Origin of the sequence: Rheinheimera sp. (assembly GCF_965283995.1) — a bacterium.
GTDB lineage: Bacteria > Pseudomonadota > Gammaproteobacteria > Enterobacterales > Alteromonadaceae > Pararheinheimera.
On sequence record NZ_CBDIQG010000001.1, the window covers coordinates 1546469 to 1561325 of the forward strand.

The 14857-nt window shown below is 47.6% G+C and carries 13 protein-coding genes; all 13 read right to left on the minus strand.

Annotated elements, in window-relative coordinates; all coding sequences use genetic code 11:
- Positions 1-62: 62 nt before the first annotated feature.
- Complete coding sequence (locus tag ACQ66Q_RS07085) at positions 63-1559, minus strand: glycosyltransferase family 2 protein (RefSeq protein ID WP_430456152.1); 1497 nt, start codon at positions 1557-1559, stop codon at positions 63-65.
- Positions 1552-2892 carry a glycosyltransferase family protein gene (locus ACQ66Q_RS07090; protein ID WP_430456153.1) on the minus strand — a complete coding sequence of 447 codons (1341 nt, stop codon included), beginning with the start codon at positions 2890-2892 and terminating at the stop codon, positions 1552-1554. Before ACQ66Q_RS07090 ends, ACQ66Q_RS07085 begins: the two co-directional genes overlap by 8 nt.
- Entirely contained in the window at positions 2882-3823 is a 942-nt protein-coding gene (locus tag ACQ66Q_RS07095) for a GDP-L-fucose synthase family protein (RefSeq protein ID WP_430456154.1), read from the minus strand. Before ACQ66Q_RS07095 ends, ACQ66Q_RS07090 begins: the two co-directional genes overlap by 11 nt.
- Entirely contained in the window at positions 3816-4757 is a 942-nt protein-coding gene (locus ACQ66Q_RS07100) for an NAD-dependent epimerase/dehydratase family protein (protein ID WP_430456155.1), read from the minus strand. The genes ACQ66Q_RS07095 and ACQ66Q_RS07100 overlap by 8 nt, the downstream gene beginning before the upstream one ends.
- Positions 4754-5932, minus strand: a complete 1179-nt coding sequence (locus tag ACQ66Q_RS07105) for a DegT/DnrJ/EryC1/StrS family aminotransferase (protein ID WP_430456156.1) — start codon at positions 5930-5932, stop codon at positions 4754-4756. The genes ACQ66Q_RS07100 and ACQ66Q_RS07105 overlap by 4 nt, the downstream gene beginning before the upstream one ends.
- Positions 5932-6996, minus strand: a complete 1065-nt coding sequence (locus ACQ66Q_RS07110) for an alpha-ketoacid dehydrogenase subunit beta (RefSeq protein ID WP_430456157.1) — start codon at positions 6994-6996, stop codon at positions 5932-5934. The genes ACQ66Q_RS07105 and ACQ66Q_RS07110 overlap by 1 nt, the downstream gene beginning before the upstream one ends.
- Positions 6980-7933, minus strand: a complete 954-nt coding sequence (locus tag ACQ66Q_RS07115) for a thiamine pyrophosphate-dependent dehydrogenase E1 component subunit alpha (RefSeq protein ID WP_430456158.1) — start codon at positions 7931-7933, stop codon at positions 6980-6982. The genes ACQ66Q_RS07110 and ACQ66Q_RS07115 overlap by 17 nt, the downstream gene beginning before the upstream one ends.
- Before the next feature lie 103 nt (positions 7934-8036).
- Complete coding sequence (locus tag ACQ66Q_RS07120; protein ID WP_430456159.1) at positions 8037-10838, minus strand: 6-hydroxymethylpterin diphosphokinase MptE-like protein; 2802 nt, start codon at positions 10836-10838, stop codon at positions 8037-8039.
- Positions 10839-11234: 396 nt separating this feature from the next.
- Complete coding sequence (locus tag ACQ66Q_RS07125; protein ID WP_430456160.1) at positions 11235-11534, minus strand: hypothetical protein; 300 nt, start codon at positions 11532-11534, stop codon at positions 11235-11237.
- Positions 11531-11971, minus strand: coding sequence for a flagellar export chaperone FliS (fliS, locus tag ACQ66Q_RS07130; protein ID WP_430456161.1), 441 nt, complete (start codon positions 11969-11971; stop codon positions 11531-11533). The genes ACQ66Q_RS07125 and fliS overlap by 4 nt, the downstream gene beginning before the upstream one ends.
- A gap of 15 nt (positions 11972-11986) precedes the next feature.
- Positions 11987-13432: a flagellar filament capping protein FliD gene (fliD, locus tag ACQ66Q_RS07135; RefSeq protein WP_430456162.1), complete on the minus strand. Its 1446-nt coding sequence runs from the start codon at positions 13430-13432 to the stop codon at positions 11987-11989.
- A gap of 17 nt (positions 13433-13449) precedes the next feature.
- On the minus strand, positions 13450-13806 hold the full coding sequence (locus tag ACQ66Q_RS07140) for a flagellar protein FlaG (protein WP_430456163.1): 357 nt from the start codon (positions 13804-13806) through the stop codon (positions 13450-13452).
- 133 nt (positions 13807-13939) lie between these two features.
- Positions 13940-14764, minus strand: a complete 825-nt coding sequence (locus tag ACQ66Q_RS07145; protein WP_430456164.1) for a flagellin — start codon at positions 14762-14764, stop codon at positions 13940-13942.
- Positions 14765-14857: the final 93 nt, after the last annotated feature.

Below are 14857 nucleotides of genomic sequence, written 5' to 3' on the forward strand. Positions count from 1 at the left end.
GACTACCATAAAGCGAATATTTCCGCTGTTGCACATTACGGTTCTGTAATGATGCGCAGAGATTAATTCTCTAGTATCTCTATCTTTGCTAAATGTTCCCGTTGCTCTACACGGGGTCTAAAACCAGCAAAGTATTTAGCAATTGCACAGAAAATATGTCGCAGGTCTGTATCATGATGCAGACTTTGCGCCAATTTGATATAAGCGCCAACATAAGTCGGGTCCTGCTGAACGATGGCGGTAGCAAGGTGATTGATTTCAGCTGTGGAGCTGTCAGGCAGGGCCAGCAAATTCTTGTAAAGCTCGCGGGCTGTCAAGCCTTGGGTTTGCTGTACTGCCGACGGATCACGGATCTGAGCTATCGCCCGGCGCACGGCGACAGAAAAGCTTTTTGCACCAGCTTGTTGTTCAAACCGATCGATAATGCTGAGATCTTTTGTCATTTGCCACGCCAGCTGGTATGGCGCGAAATAATGTGGCATTTGTTGCTGCAAATGAGTCAGCCAGCTGAAGGAGTCAATGTTCTGACGCTGGATGCGGGCAAACTCGAGTGCCAGTGGCGGGAAAGCTGCCAGAAGATCTATATTTATTGCATCATCTGACGACCGGAAATCCAACCCGTCGAACTGCGGATAGTGCTCACGGAAATAACTGGCATAGCCACTGAGCATGGCGCAGCTGGTTAACATCGCCATCAAGTCTGCCAGTTCAGTGTCATCCGTGGCGCGAGCATCGACATTGAGGGCATCTGCGGCTGCACACACACCTTCGAAAAATGCTGGCGGATAATGACGGCTCATTGCGGTGCGAAAGTAGCCAACCTGAAAACAATCGTCTGGCTGTAAAGTAGCTAACAGAGCTTTGGAAAATCCAGCAGCCATATGCTCGCGGCAGTAAGAAGCTGCGGTGACAGCTTTGTGGTGCAGACCGACAATTTCGCTGATAAACACCAGCTCGCCGCCCCTGCCAAAAAAGCGCAAACCGAACTCAGTATCTTCACAACCATATTTTTTGAAGCTTTCATCAAAGCGAAGAGCACGAAAAGCAGCGGTTTTAAAGCTGGTGAAACCACCCATAAAATTCGAAAAGCGGGCACCACTGACGGTGGTCGAAAACACATTCCAGTTGCCTTTGCTTTCATTCCAGCGGGTCATGCGGTTGGCAAAAGGAGTGCCTTGCCAGGTCACTTTGCCCATCACCGCCTGTAACGGGGCCGGATGTGTATTGTGAAACGCCAATAACTGCGCCACCATGCCAGATTCGGGCACGATGTCGTCATCAACAAACATAGCGAGCGGGGTGTGGCAGTGGTCTACGCCGGTATTGCGGGCGGCCGACAACCCTCTGTTTTCTGAATGTTCAATTACTTGTGCCGCGCCATCCTGCAACATTTGGTTGCGTGCCTGGGTTGCCAGGGTCTGACGACCATCCCAGACCACCAAAACATTCACTTGCGCCGCATCGGCCTTGATAGCCCGGATCACCTGCGACAAAACCTGCAGGTCGCCGCCAATAGTCGGAATAATAATAGTGAGATCAGTGCAGCGAAATTCAGTCATCAGTGCTGTCCAGCAAGCGGAGAATGGTGTCGGTCCAGTTCTTTACTATCGACTGACCGGCAAAAAGGTTGACCGCCGCCTGCAGATTTTTTTCGTACGAGGACTGGTCTGAAAGGTAAACACGGATCTGGCTGATTAACTCACTGGGCGTGCGGAAATACACCACACCGCAACCGTCAGGGAGCAGGTGTCGCGTTTCAGTGTTATCTTGTTCCATTAACAACACCCCACATTGGATCGCCTCGCGCACTTTACCCTTACATTGCTGGCGAAAGCTGTAGGTTTGGGTATTCACGACAATTTTGGTGCGTCTGAGCAATGCGGCATATTGCTCGATAGGGAGTGGATTGCGCTGCTCGCCCGACACTCCGCCAATATGTTGAAAGCGTTCGCCAAATTCCTTTGCCAGCAGATCAATCCAATCACCACGTTCGCCGACGCGGCTGCCAAATACAGCTATATCAATATCTCTGTAGGCTAACGGAATTGGATAAAACAAGCTTGGATCAAACCAGGTTGGATGAAAAATAACGCGCTTTGGATTCACATGCTGCTGGTAGGGATGCTCGTTATTGTGCATTCGCGTCAACCGGCTGGCATTGGAATTCTCGATCACCAAATCGGCGTAAGACAGCACTTCGCGTTCATAATCCAGATAGCCGGCAGTGCTGTTCTCTTCATCATAATCCCACCAAACCGTAACGATCTTGAGCTGCGGCAATTGCTGTTTCAGCATCAGAAAGAACGCTGCCGGCAAATTTTCCGTAACATGGGTTGGCGTGTGCACCAGCAGATCCGGTTGAAAAGCCAGTACCCGCGCCGAGAGCTGGTCGGCCCACGCCTGTAACTGCTGTTCCAGCCGTCCGGCATATAGCTTGAGTAACTGCACCTGCGGCAAACTGGCAGCCAGTTCGCGCGCAATATTGCTTTCAAAAGCGCGGCTGGAAATCAATACATGCGCAGCATATTGCGGGATATCTGCCGGCCGGATCACCGGAAGGCCTTTTAGCATGCCGCCCCACAGCGCCGGATTTTTATCCGCAATGGCAACTACATTAAGTTGTGATATTGCCGGCCAGTACTGCGTGGTGTGCGCACCGGCGCCGTACACCACAACAGGGGTCAGTCCATAAACAGCACGATGTTCCTGCACTGCCCCAGCGACTAATTCTGCACTGAGCGCTTCGGTCCAGCCGAAATCAACACCGTCAGATGGCCCCAGTAAACCGGACTGCAGCATCGGCGCCATCACTTCCAGATTCCCGGCCGAATCAGCAAAAGGTTTGGATTCAAAGCGGTGAATGGCGAAAAAAGTCCGCGGTTTATCCAGCATGCGACAAATAATCCTGATAAGTCAGCGCAAGCCCTGCAGCAAAGTCAGTTTGTGGTCGCCACTGGTAAGCAAAACAATTGCTGTTATCCAGTGCTTTATGCGGCATTCCATCGGGTTTGCTGTGATCCCAGCATAATTCCCCCTGATATCCGACAATGCTGGCAATAAGCTCCCCAAGCGCCTTGATACTGATGCAATGCCCGCCGGCCAAATTCAGCGGCTCGTCACCGACGTAGTTTTCAGTAAAAAACAACATGCCACGTGCAGCGTCGTCGATATATAGAAACTCCCGTGTCGGCGCCCCACTGCCCCATAATGTGACCTGCGGTAGTTGCTGCAGTTTTGCCTGATGGAACCGATGGATGAGCGCCGGAATAACATGACCCCGTTCATCGTTGAAGTGATCACCAGGGCCATACAGACTGGTCGGTACTAAGGTGAAAAACGCTTTGCCATACTGTCGGGCGTAATATTGCGTTAACTTCATTGCTGCCAGTTTCGCAATTGCATAGGCTTCATTGGTTGGTTCAAAAGGCCCGGTTAATAAACTGCTTTCAGTGAGTGGCTGCGCCGCCAACCGCGGGTAATAACAATTCGACGCCAGATTCAGCAGCCGGCTGACGCCTGATGCCGCGCTGGCATGGATCAGGTTCAGGCTAATCATCACATTGTCGTACAAAAAGTCGACCGGTTGGCTGCGATTTGCTTCAATGCCGCCAACTTTGGCCGCCGCCAGCAAGACCAGATCTGGCTTGGTGTCACCGATAAATTGCTGAGTCTGCTGTTGATCACGCAGATCCAGTTCGGCTTTGCTGACCGTGATCAGCTCGACTGGATAAGCTGCCAGTGCCCGCACCAATGCCTGGCCAACCAGGCCGGTATGACCGGCCACGAATACGCGTTTGCCCTCTAAAGCGAAGACTTCAGACATTGCTGAATTTCGAATTTGAGATCATCCGGTAGCCTTTAATCAGCTCAGCAATCCCGGCATCCAGCGAATGATCCGGCCGGTAACCGGTGGCTTCAATCTTGGCGTTCGATACGATGTAATCGCGTTTATCCGGATCTTCTCCCACCGCCGCTTCCAGAAAAGTGAAACCAGGCACTTGTTGTTCAATGCGTTGGCACAGCTCTAGTTTGGACAAATTGGCATCCGACAGTCCGACGTTATAAGCCTGGCCTTTCATTTGTTCAAAGTTGTCTAAACCATGGACAAAAGCCTTCGCTACGTCGCGAATATGAATGTAATTGCGTTTAAAATGCGGTTCAAACAGCACCAAAGCCCGGTCTTTCACGGCTCGGTAAACGAAATCATTGACCAGCAAATCCAGCCGCATCCGCGGGGAGAAACCAAACACAGTCGCCAGACGGAAACTGATCGCTTCCGGATGTTCAAGTACAGCAGCTTCGGCTTCCACTTTGGTGCGGCCGTACAAGCTAATCGGGTTGAGCGGCGATTCTTCCGTACAGAATTTACCGGCTTCACCAATACCATAACCACTGTTGGTGATCGGCATCAGTACGCGCTGATCTTTACTCAATAAGCGGGTTAACATGACTACTGCATCGCGGTTCGTCGTGATAGTGCCAATTTCGTCGCGGGCACACAGCGGAGCGCCAACCAACGCGGCCAGCGGGATCACCACATCGGCTTGTTTCAGCAATCGTTTCATCGTCGCTTCGTTGCGGCAGTCACCCCGTTCAACGTCAAATCCAGGGTTGGCACACAATGAATTCAGTGAATCCTGACCGAACATAAAATTATCAAGCACTGTGACCCGATGCCCCAAATCCAGCAGCCGCGGTACCATCACAGATCCAAGATAACCCGCTCCACCTGTCACCAGAATATGTAAAGACATCATGCAATCTCCTGTGCTGCACTGTCCAATACCTGACGTAATGTCTGGATTTGTTCAGTTAAATCAAATGGATGGTTGCCGACAAAAAAACCGTAGTCGTGCGCAATATGCGCATTGACCACTGGAGTGGCCTCGCTGTAATCGTAATACTTGATTACGTCGTGGCGCAGGAAGCTGCCGCCTGTGATGATCCGAAAGCCGATTTTCGCTTCTGTTAACGCAGCAAAAATGGCCTTGCGGTCAAGATTTTTCTTTGGATTCAAAATGATAGTGAAGCTAAAGCAAGAACTCTGGCCATTTTCGCGCTGAATAATAAACCGGTCATCACCGGCGAATAATGACTGAAATAATTGCAGGTTTTTACGTCGCGCCGCGGTGAAGGCCGGCAGCTTTTTCAGCTGTTCAAGACCAGCTGCGGCATTAAGTTCAGTCGGACGCACGTTATAGCCCGGCAGAATAAAGCGATATGCTTCAAACAAATCCTCACCGGTGCGTTGATACAACATCGAATCTGCCGGCAAATCGCGGGTCCAGCCGTGTGCGCGTAAACAACGGCACAGCTGATACAGCTCTTCATCATCGGTCAGGATCATGCCGCCTTCAATGGTGGATATATGATGCGAAAAGAAAAAGCTAAAGGTATTCAGGTCGCCATAAGTCCCGGCTTTTTTACCGTTCAGCTCTGCGTCCATCGATTCGCAGTTGTCTTCCATAAAGTACAGACCGTGCCGGTCAGCCACGTCTCGCATGACATCCAGCGCCGCAGGGTTTCCAAGAATACTGACGGCAAGGATCAACTTGGTATCCGGCGTAATCGCTTTCTCAATCAACGCCGGGTCCATATTCAGTGTATCCAGCTCGATATCAACAAACCGGACTTTTAGACCGTATTGTTGCAGCGGGTGATAAGTGGTGGCCCAGCTCAGTGCCGGTACCAACACTTCATCGCCACGTTTTAACGGATTGTCTTTTTTGAAAAATAATGCCGCAATGGCAATCAGGTTGGCAGACGAGCCAGAATTCACCATGATGCCGTATTTTTTCTGATGATACGCGGCAAACTCTTGTTCGAACTGGGCGACACGTGGCCCCATCGTGAAGAAGCCGGAGTTAATCACCGTATGTAACGCATCCAGTTCTTCCTGGCCCCAGGTGGGTGCTGCTAATTCATAAAACATTAAAATGGTCCTTTAAACTGAGTCTGATACGCAAGTTTGCAACGTTCCTCGTCTGGCTGCCATGCAACATCCGGCCGCAGCATCTGATGTACTGTCGTAGCAATAGTGACCGGGGACGGATAAAATGCGGCTTCTAATGTCGGCGTGGTTGGACAAGTAGTCGCGGCAAACCCGAGTCTTTTCACTTGCGGTTTAAAATCGATATGTGGGCTCTCACTGAGCCGGGCGACGATCTCGGCGGAGATCCCACAATTCAGCCAGCCATTGTCAACGACCAGCAATCGACCGGTTCTGGCTACTGATTTTTCAATGGTTTCGCTGTCAAGAGGGGAAATGGATACCGGATCAATTACTTCAGCATCAATACCGACCTCGGCCAGTAATTCGGCTGCACGCATCGCTTCCATCACCATATTCGACACGCCAACAATCGTAATGTCTTTGCCACTGCGCATTGTTTTTGCTTTGCCGAAATCAACACAATAGGGTTGCTCAGGTACGTAAGCTTCGGTGCCGTATAACAACCGGTGTTCCATGATCAGCACCGGGTTATTATCTTTTAACGCCTGTAGCAACAAGCCTTTGGCATCATACGCATTAGACGGCGCAACGACTTTTAAGCCCGGTACATGGGCGAACATCGCGTGTAAACCTTGCGAATGCTGGGCGCCCTGCCCCCAGGATTTACCAATCATGGTGCGGATCACCAGTGGCACGCTAACGGTTCCACCGTACATGTAGTGACTCTTCGCGGCAATATTTACCAGCTGATTCATACACAGCAGTAAGAAGTCCATCCGGATATGTACATGGATAGGTTTGCGACCAGCCATCGCCGCGCCTATTGCCACGCCGGTCATGGCGTCTTCAGACAGCGGTGTGGTAAATACCCGCTGCGGACCAAACTTTTCCAGTAAACCACGGGTGGAACCCTGAATGGATTTATGATCATCCACATCCAGTCCCATCATGAATACACGGTCATCCGCCGCCATCCCCTGTTCGGTTCCTTCACGGATCGCATCAACATAACGCAGCAGACGCAGTTCATTCGGCATAGACATAATCGTACAACTCCTGTGCGCCCGGGAATGGACTTTGTTCAGCAAAAGCGACAGCAGCGGCAACCACCTGCTCCACATGCTGGTCAATATCAGCCTTTACGCTGGCAGGCAAACCGGCACCCAGCTGAAGGTAAACATCTTGTTCGCGCCAGCGCCGGCCTTCGTCAGCGCTGCGATAGCCCTGATCATAATCTTCATTCGGGCCTACATGTTCCACCCAACGGTGGGTCTGACATTCAATAAACGCGGGACCTGCGCCGTCACGAATGGCACTGATCAGCGCTCCGGTATGCTGGTGAATGGCCATCACATCCGGGGTGGTAAAACGGCGACTTGGGATACCGTAGGTCGCAACGCGTTCGGTCAGAGTGTCGGCTGCCCAACGTTTTTCTAATGGCTCATGGATAGCTAAGCGATTGTTTTCACATACGAATAAGATTGGAAGATTGTGTAGTGCAGCAAAATTGATACTTTCACTGAAACAACCTTCTTCAGTGGCGCCGTCGCCCATAAACACCACCACGACATCACTGCGCTGTTGTTGTTTCAGTGCAAGCGCATGGCCAACAGCCACCGGGATCCCAGTCCCAACGACCGCAGACATACCAATAACATTTTTACTGGTCTCAACCAGATGCATCGAACCAGCCCGGCCTTTGGCACAACCCGTAGCCTTGCCATACAGCTCGGCCATCAGCGCATTCACGTCGCCCCCTTTAGCAAGGTAAACGCCGTGGCCACGGTAGGTGCCGGCGACGTAGTCGGACGGCCGTAAATGGTCAATCACAGCCGCAGAAATGTATTCCTGACCAATGGCTAAATGCACCGGGCTTTTGATTTTATCGGTCGGGTATATGGCGGCGATGACTTCTTCTATCCGTCTGATTAAGGCGATAGAGGCATACAGCCTAGATTCAGTGGTTGGCACGTCTGGCATGAATATTCTCGTTAGCTACACCTGCAGTCTGAAACCTGCTGCAGGCAATATTATCAATGCTGATTTGTCGTATTCATCGGCACTGGCCGGTGTTACTTGAGTTTTATTGAAAAAGATCCATCACGGTGATTTCATCTAAAGCTAATGGCTTTGATATATAAGTGTCACGCGCCTCACGGACATAGTCCTGATAAATTTCCAGCACGAAGTTAAATGCATCGACGAATTCATCTCCTTCTTCATTGATATTGGCCTGAATTTTAGTCAATACACCGGCAAGATAATTGGAACTTCCATGCATTAGAAAAAAAGTCATATCGGCATCTTTAACTGCATGTTCACGCATAAATGCCCATTGTTTCTTTACCGAGTTCAGTGCCTGTTCGCGGTCATTTATTTTTTCTGACACGATGTCTAATAAACAATCCATACTGGTCTTGTACGCATCCATAGAAAATGCAGAAAAAATAGAATCTCCATAGTTTTCCAGAGATGTGTGAAAAGTATTGTCAATTAATTTTTGTATCTCAGTGGATAAATCAAAATCGAGATCATCTAATAAAATATTTTCAGGCAATAATGGCTGTGCACCGTATATTCTAACTCCATTGCTGCAGTTATAGACCTCTATCTTATGACCTGCTTTTGAAATAACTTGTTCTAATAGTTTTCTCGAAACATCAAATTCCGGTTTTGTAAACACAAACTCGAGGAAATTACCTGGTGCAGGGATGCCGCCGCCATGAGTAGCCTGATAGTTATATACCTCAGTGCCACCATTTTTAAAATAAGCTGACAACGACGAGTGGTGCTTATTGATATCGACATAACCAAGGTCAACACCCAACAAATAAAAATACTTGAAGCCCCAGCGTACAAAGTAGTTTGAAACTAGATTGGTGACGGTAGGATAGGCATAACTTAGAGAAGCCAATTCAATGTTTAATTTCTTTAAACCTTCGGTATATATATAAGAAGATGCTTCACCTTCTTTTATACATAACAGTGTTTGTTTAAATAATGCGGCGGTATCTGGATGAATTCCGTTGACGCTGAGTAAGGTGATCCCTTTCAAATATTCGGGATCATCGACTCGCGTAACCCAGTCATACGTTGCTCTGCTTTGCTCAATTTCCGCATGAAAATCAGGTTTAATGCCCCGAGCGTGCAATGCTTTTAGCGCAGTGCCACAACTTACAACAATCGCCTGCGCGCGGTTACTGATTATATAGGGATAACACTCATCAAGACTTGGACCATTACCGACAATGAAAACTGGTACATCCTGCGCTTTAAACTGTTGGCGAGGAAAAACCTTTTTCATAAAAAGGTTATGATTGTTAAAACTTGCTTTCGTATGCGCAATACCGTAACGCGCATGGTCGTAGTACTCTCCGAGAGCTAGTACGACCTTTAATTCTCCCCGTAAATCGGTAACCGCCTTTTGCATGGCCTGTGTGTAATAACTGGTCAGCATGTAAGTATCTGCTAGTGCATAAGCGCCAACCTGATAAAACTGAGCCATCAAATCATAAAAATAGTTGCTACCATCGCCGCCAAGATTGAGATAAATTCTGGTTTTATTTTCATTTGCTTTGGCAAAAATCCCTGCCCAATCTGTAACAAACAAGCTTTGATAGAAATAATCGAGGTTGGGTTCACAGATAAATAGATTATGAATCAGATGATTGCTAGTTAACTCTTCGACATGAAGCCCAAGTGCAACCCCAAATATTATTAGTGAGTTAATGTCATTCGGCAGTTTACTTTGAGACAGCAGCGTTTTTTCAAAAATTGGGGTTAATTTTTGAATGGTTCTAAAATGTAAATATTTCCCAAGTTTCCCTACCGTCTTCATTCCAAGAACTACATCGTCTTTGAACGGATGATTAGTAAAATATTCAACAATTTCTGCGGACTCTACAGCCAAGTCATTATATAAAAGAGCATGCCTTTCAATATGGTACAAGTTGCAGTTTTTATTATCATCCAGTACTAAATGCCATTTCTGACACTGATACGTTTGCATAGTCTGATGAATTTCAGGATAGAGGCTTGCTAGCGCAGCCATATTCCGTTCGAATACCAGCTGATATTTTGGCCCTTGCGCAAGCTCGATTTGATAAGTGTTATTGGTGTTGCCTGCATGTTCGGGAACGTAATCAGTGCTGGCATGGTACCCATGAAATACTGGCCGCGTGGCTAGCAATTTATCGCGATCACCAGAGTGCTTCAGCAGATATGCAAAGACCTCATCCATTACGGGATGAAATTGGTGTCGGTACAAGAATATTTCATTGATTTCAGGGTGATATTCGAGAAGTTCTGACAAATCTTGGGAGATTGAACTGGCATCAGATCCAATCTGTAAGAAAATTTGAGTCCCCAAAGCCTGAGCCGTTTCCAGTAACTGAGCCCAGTCATGGGCCTGTATCGAACACAGCAAAAAATCGGCATTTGGCTCATACACAATAAGATGAGCAATCCGACAATTAGTGACCAGCTCCGTCAGATGAAACCCCATACCCATCCCGAACACAATCATCGTATCAATTTTAGCTGGCAATGGCTTGTAGTTGACTTCAGTTCGAGTATCAAGCGAAATAAAACTGGCGCGTTCACAATATTTACTAAATTCCGTCTGGATATCCTGCAGCGGTTCTGGACCATAAAACACCCGCCCAGTCGCAAAGTTGACAATATTCACTTGTCCAGACTTCGTACAGAACAATGAGTACTGCTGCAAATTGTGATTTTCAATAATCTCAAGCAACGACGGAATATTTTGGCGAAATGCCGCGATGTTTTGTTTTATATTACGGGCGATATCTGCAGCAACTGATTTTTCAAGCTCTAGCTGCGCAGCGGCGTCGTCTAATAGTTGGTATTGAATAAATTTAAGCATTGTTTCAGTCCACAATCCTCTAAGAACGCCTTTTCTGCGATCCACATTTCCAATTTTTATGCCAAGTCATATCAGCAGACCAATGGCCAAGCCTAACGGAGCTACGTTGCAGTGATTAAGACTATATTCCTGTAATGTAACAGTACTTTAGCTTGATTCGAAACATCATTTTGCCGGGGAGATGCAAGTTTTATGTTGATTGAAACAGCAGAATTCGCAAGCGGTAAAACTCTGTGAGCGACATTAAGGATGTCAAATTTTTGACGAACCCAGCGAAGCCGAAATACCACAATTACTGATTGATGCTGATGTCGCCACCAAATGGTTACAACGTTTATATTGAACCGAGACAGCATCTAACCGCGTTGGGTTTAGTTGATGAATAGGCGGGGTTTACTATTCAGCGGGAAAGCGACCATATTGGCCAACAGCTTTACGTCCTTGCTGCAAGTTCATTAATTGCTGACTGATGGATGTACGCTCAGAATTTACATGAGCAATCGCTAGTTGAACCCAATCTAACTCACTCTGTAGCAAATCCGCATCTGCTGCAGGCGAGCTTTCGCAATAGCGTACCAGAGCATGCTGATAAGTTTGCCACAATGAGCTAAAAGTTGAAGTGTCATAGTTTTCTAAGGTCAGTAAGCTTTGGATTGCCTCGCGACAACATTTTATATCAGCAGCTAGCGAGCTCATGCAGTGGCCCGCTCAGACTGAGTGTCACGGTCTTGGATTAGTCGATAACCTGTTTCACGGTCAGCAACCGGAATTGAATCCCAAGCTGATTTAATTTTCAACATGATTTCTATTACATCATCTACTTTAGCGATACTGCTTTCACGGCTCGCCTGCATCAAATGATTAACCATGAAATCGTATAACGACCACAAGTTTTGCGAGACTTCACCACCAACATCCATATCTAAAGACTGCTGAAGAGCAGAGATAATGCTCATGGCTTTAGACATGGTTTGCGATTTCCCCATGAAATCTTTCCGCTCAATGCAACCACGCGCTTTGGCCATATTCTCCAGGGAGCCTTGCATTAATAGTTGGATCACACGATGCGGATCTGCGACCGCGAGGTCGTTTTTCACGCCAACAGATTTATAGGCGTTGATACCGTAGCTCATGTTCTACTCCTGTGTTCAGCGACTTCTAGGTAAAGATGCCAATTGCGATGAAAGCATTGAAGACGTACCCTGCAACTGGCCTAATTGAGTGTCTAACGCACCGTAACGCTGCCGTAAAGTAGCCTCGTAACTCTCTATGTATCGGTTGTGTATCTCTAAATCTTTAGCGTTTTTTGTTAAATTGTTTCTCAGAGAGGTTTCTTTGTTTTCCAACAACCCACCTTTTTGCGTGAATTGCGACAAAAGCCCATTTAAGGTTGTGTTAAATCCATCACTATTGCCAAATAGCTTTGCAATTCCATCAAAATTATCTTTTAAAGCACTGTCCATCCGTTCTCGGCCAGATGTTGAGCCAACTTTGCTCGAAGAGATTTCTAAGCGACCATTGCTGGTCATGGTGATACCAAGCGAGTACAAATTATTTAATCCTGCCGACGCAGACGGCACACTTTTACCCAGCGCACTAGTCACCATATTCAGCATACTACGAACTGTCGGATCATTATTTAGAGCGCCGCCTTCAGTTACGACTGACTTCCCATCTGGACCTAACACGCGGTTTTTCGTTAATGCTTCAACTTCGGTAACTAGTGCATTGTAGTTATCGATAAATGCTTTGAGTTTATCCTCAGTCCCTTTTTTATCGGTAGCAATCGTCAATGTGGCATTATTGCCATCTGGGGTTACATTTTGGACTTTAAACTCTGTATCTTGTAGCGCATTGGTAAAAGTATTCGTTTTACTAAAGGTACTGATACCGTCAATGATAACTTCCGCACTGGCTGCAGGTTTGGTTACTGTTAAGCCAGCAGTACCTCCACTATTTGGAACAGTAGAAATACCGTCCAATGCAGCGTTGTTGTTGGTGATAGTTAAATCGTTGGTCGCGCCGGTAATATTCGAAGTCAATACCAACTTGGTGCCAACAGTACCGCCGCCATTAATAATGTTAGCGCTGACGCCAAAGTTATCTTTTTTGCTATTAATGGCCTGGCGTAATTGATCTAATGTCATGCCAGCTGTTACATCAATTTTAAATGACTTCCCATCAGCACCGAACGTTAATTCGCCAGCCGTTGCACTCACTACGTCGGAAGTTGATGTATAGGCAAGATCTGCACTCTCAACACGGCTACCAGCTGCCAGCGTTTTCACCTTGATGTCGAAAACACCAGCAGCAGCGGTGTTTTTCGCTGTCGCTTCAATGTACGTTTTAGTATCCGTCGGTTGTTTCACGGTCGCAGTGCGGGCGTTGAGATTATCAAGGCTCAACGCCTTTACTGCATCCTGAAATTTCGACATTGCCGATTTCAGTTTTCCGTAGCCAGATAACGAGGAATCAAGACTCTTCTTTGCCGTCTCAAGCCGGTCTTCTTTGGAGATACGTTCGGCTTTCACCAATTGTGTCACCAGACTTTCCAGGTCTAGACCTGAAGCAGACCCTAGGGCTCGAATTGCCATGATTTGTCCTCAATGTTTTACACTGTACTATTGATCAGCAAACCGGTTGCTGATCCGAGATCTTCCTGCAACCTTTTGATTGCACTTGCCATTTTCAACACTTCCTCGCCCGGGATCTGCCGAATCACATCTTTGGTATCAAAGTCGACTACTTTGACCACCGGTTTTCCGGAGTTCTCGTCCACTGAAAAATTCAGCGTGCGCATCTGTGCATTTACAAACTGGTTAATGCTTTCTACCGCCTCGCCAAGCTCTGCGCCCGTTGGCGCAACTTCAGCTTCAGCTTTTACTTTGGCGGAAACCACATCATTCGGCAGCTTGGCTGCTTCCTGTTGGGTTCGGCTTGCAGTCTTGACCTCTTTGTCAAACGCCACTACATCCTGTGGCGGCGGTACATTGCGCTGCGTTCTAGCCGCTGCGCCCATGTCGACTGAGCTCATGACTTATTACCCCTTATCGGCCGGCTTGGCAGAAACTTAAGGTCCGCCTTGCCGGTTAAAGCCAGAATTAACCCAGTAAAGATAACGCAGATTGCGGACGGGTGTTAGCTTGCGCCAGCACTGTTGTACTCGCTTGCTGCAAAATCTGTGCCCGTGTCAGTTCAGCTGTTTCTTTAGCGAAGTCAGTATCGCGGATCCGGCTACGAGCGCCAGAGACGTTTTCTACGATGTTGCTTAAGTTACGAATGGTTGATTGGAACCGGTTTTGGATTGCACCAAGATCTGCGCGTTTACCATCGATTGTTTTGATTGCGCTGTCAATACTTGCCAATGCCGTTGATGCACCACCAACAGTTGCAATCGACAGAGTACCGATACTTAACCCAGAAGCACCAAAGCCAGAAGTGCGTGACATGTTAACGCTGATTGATTGATTGGCGTTTGCACCGACCAAAAACTTCGCAGAATAACCACCTTTTAGGATGTCGACGCCGCCGAACTGGGTATTTTGCGCAATACGACTGATTTCAACTTTCAGCGCTGAAACTTCTTTTTGTAGCGCAGCTCTGTCCGCTGAATTGTTGATACCGTTTTGTGATTGAACCGCTAAAGTTCGGATCCGTTGTAAGCCATTCGTGATTTCGTCCAATGCACCTTCAGCAACCTGAGCCAGTGAAATACCATCATTGGCATTACTGATCGCTTGGTTCAGGCCGTTTACTTGAGACGTTAAACGGTTACTGATTTGCAAACCAGCAGCGTCATCTGCCGCGCTGTTGATCCGAAAACCAGAAGACAAGCGTTTGTATGATGTATCGAGTGCATTGCCTGAAGTTAATAATTGGCGCTGAGCATTTAACGCCGAGACGTTGGTGTTTACTGATAAAGCCATAAGTCACTCCTTAAAAGTTGGTCCGGTCTGCAAACCTTCAGCAACTTCTTGATTAAGCGGATCCCCGCAATTTTCGCCAAACTGCAATTTGGC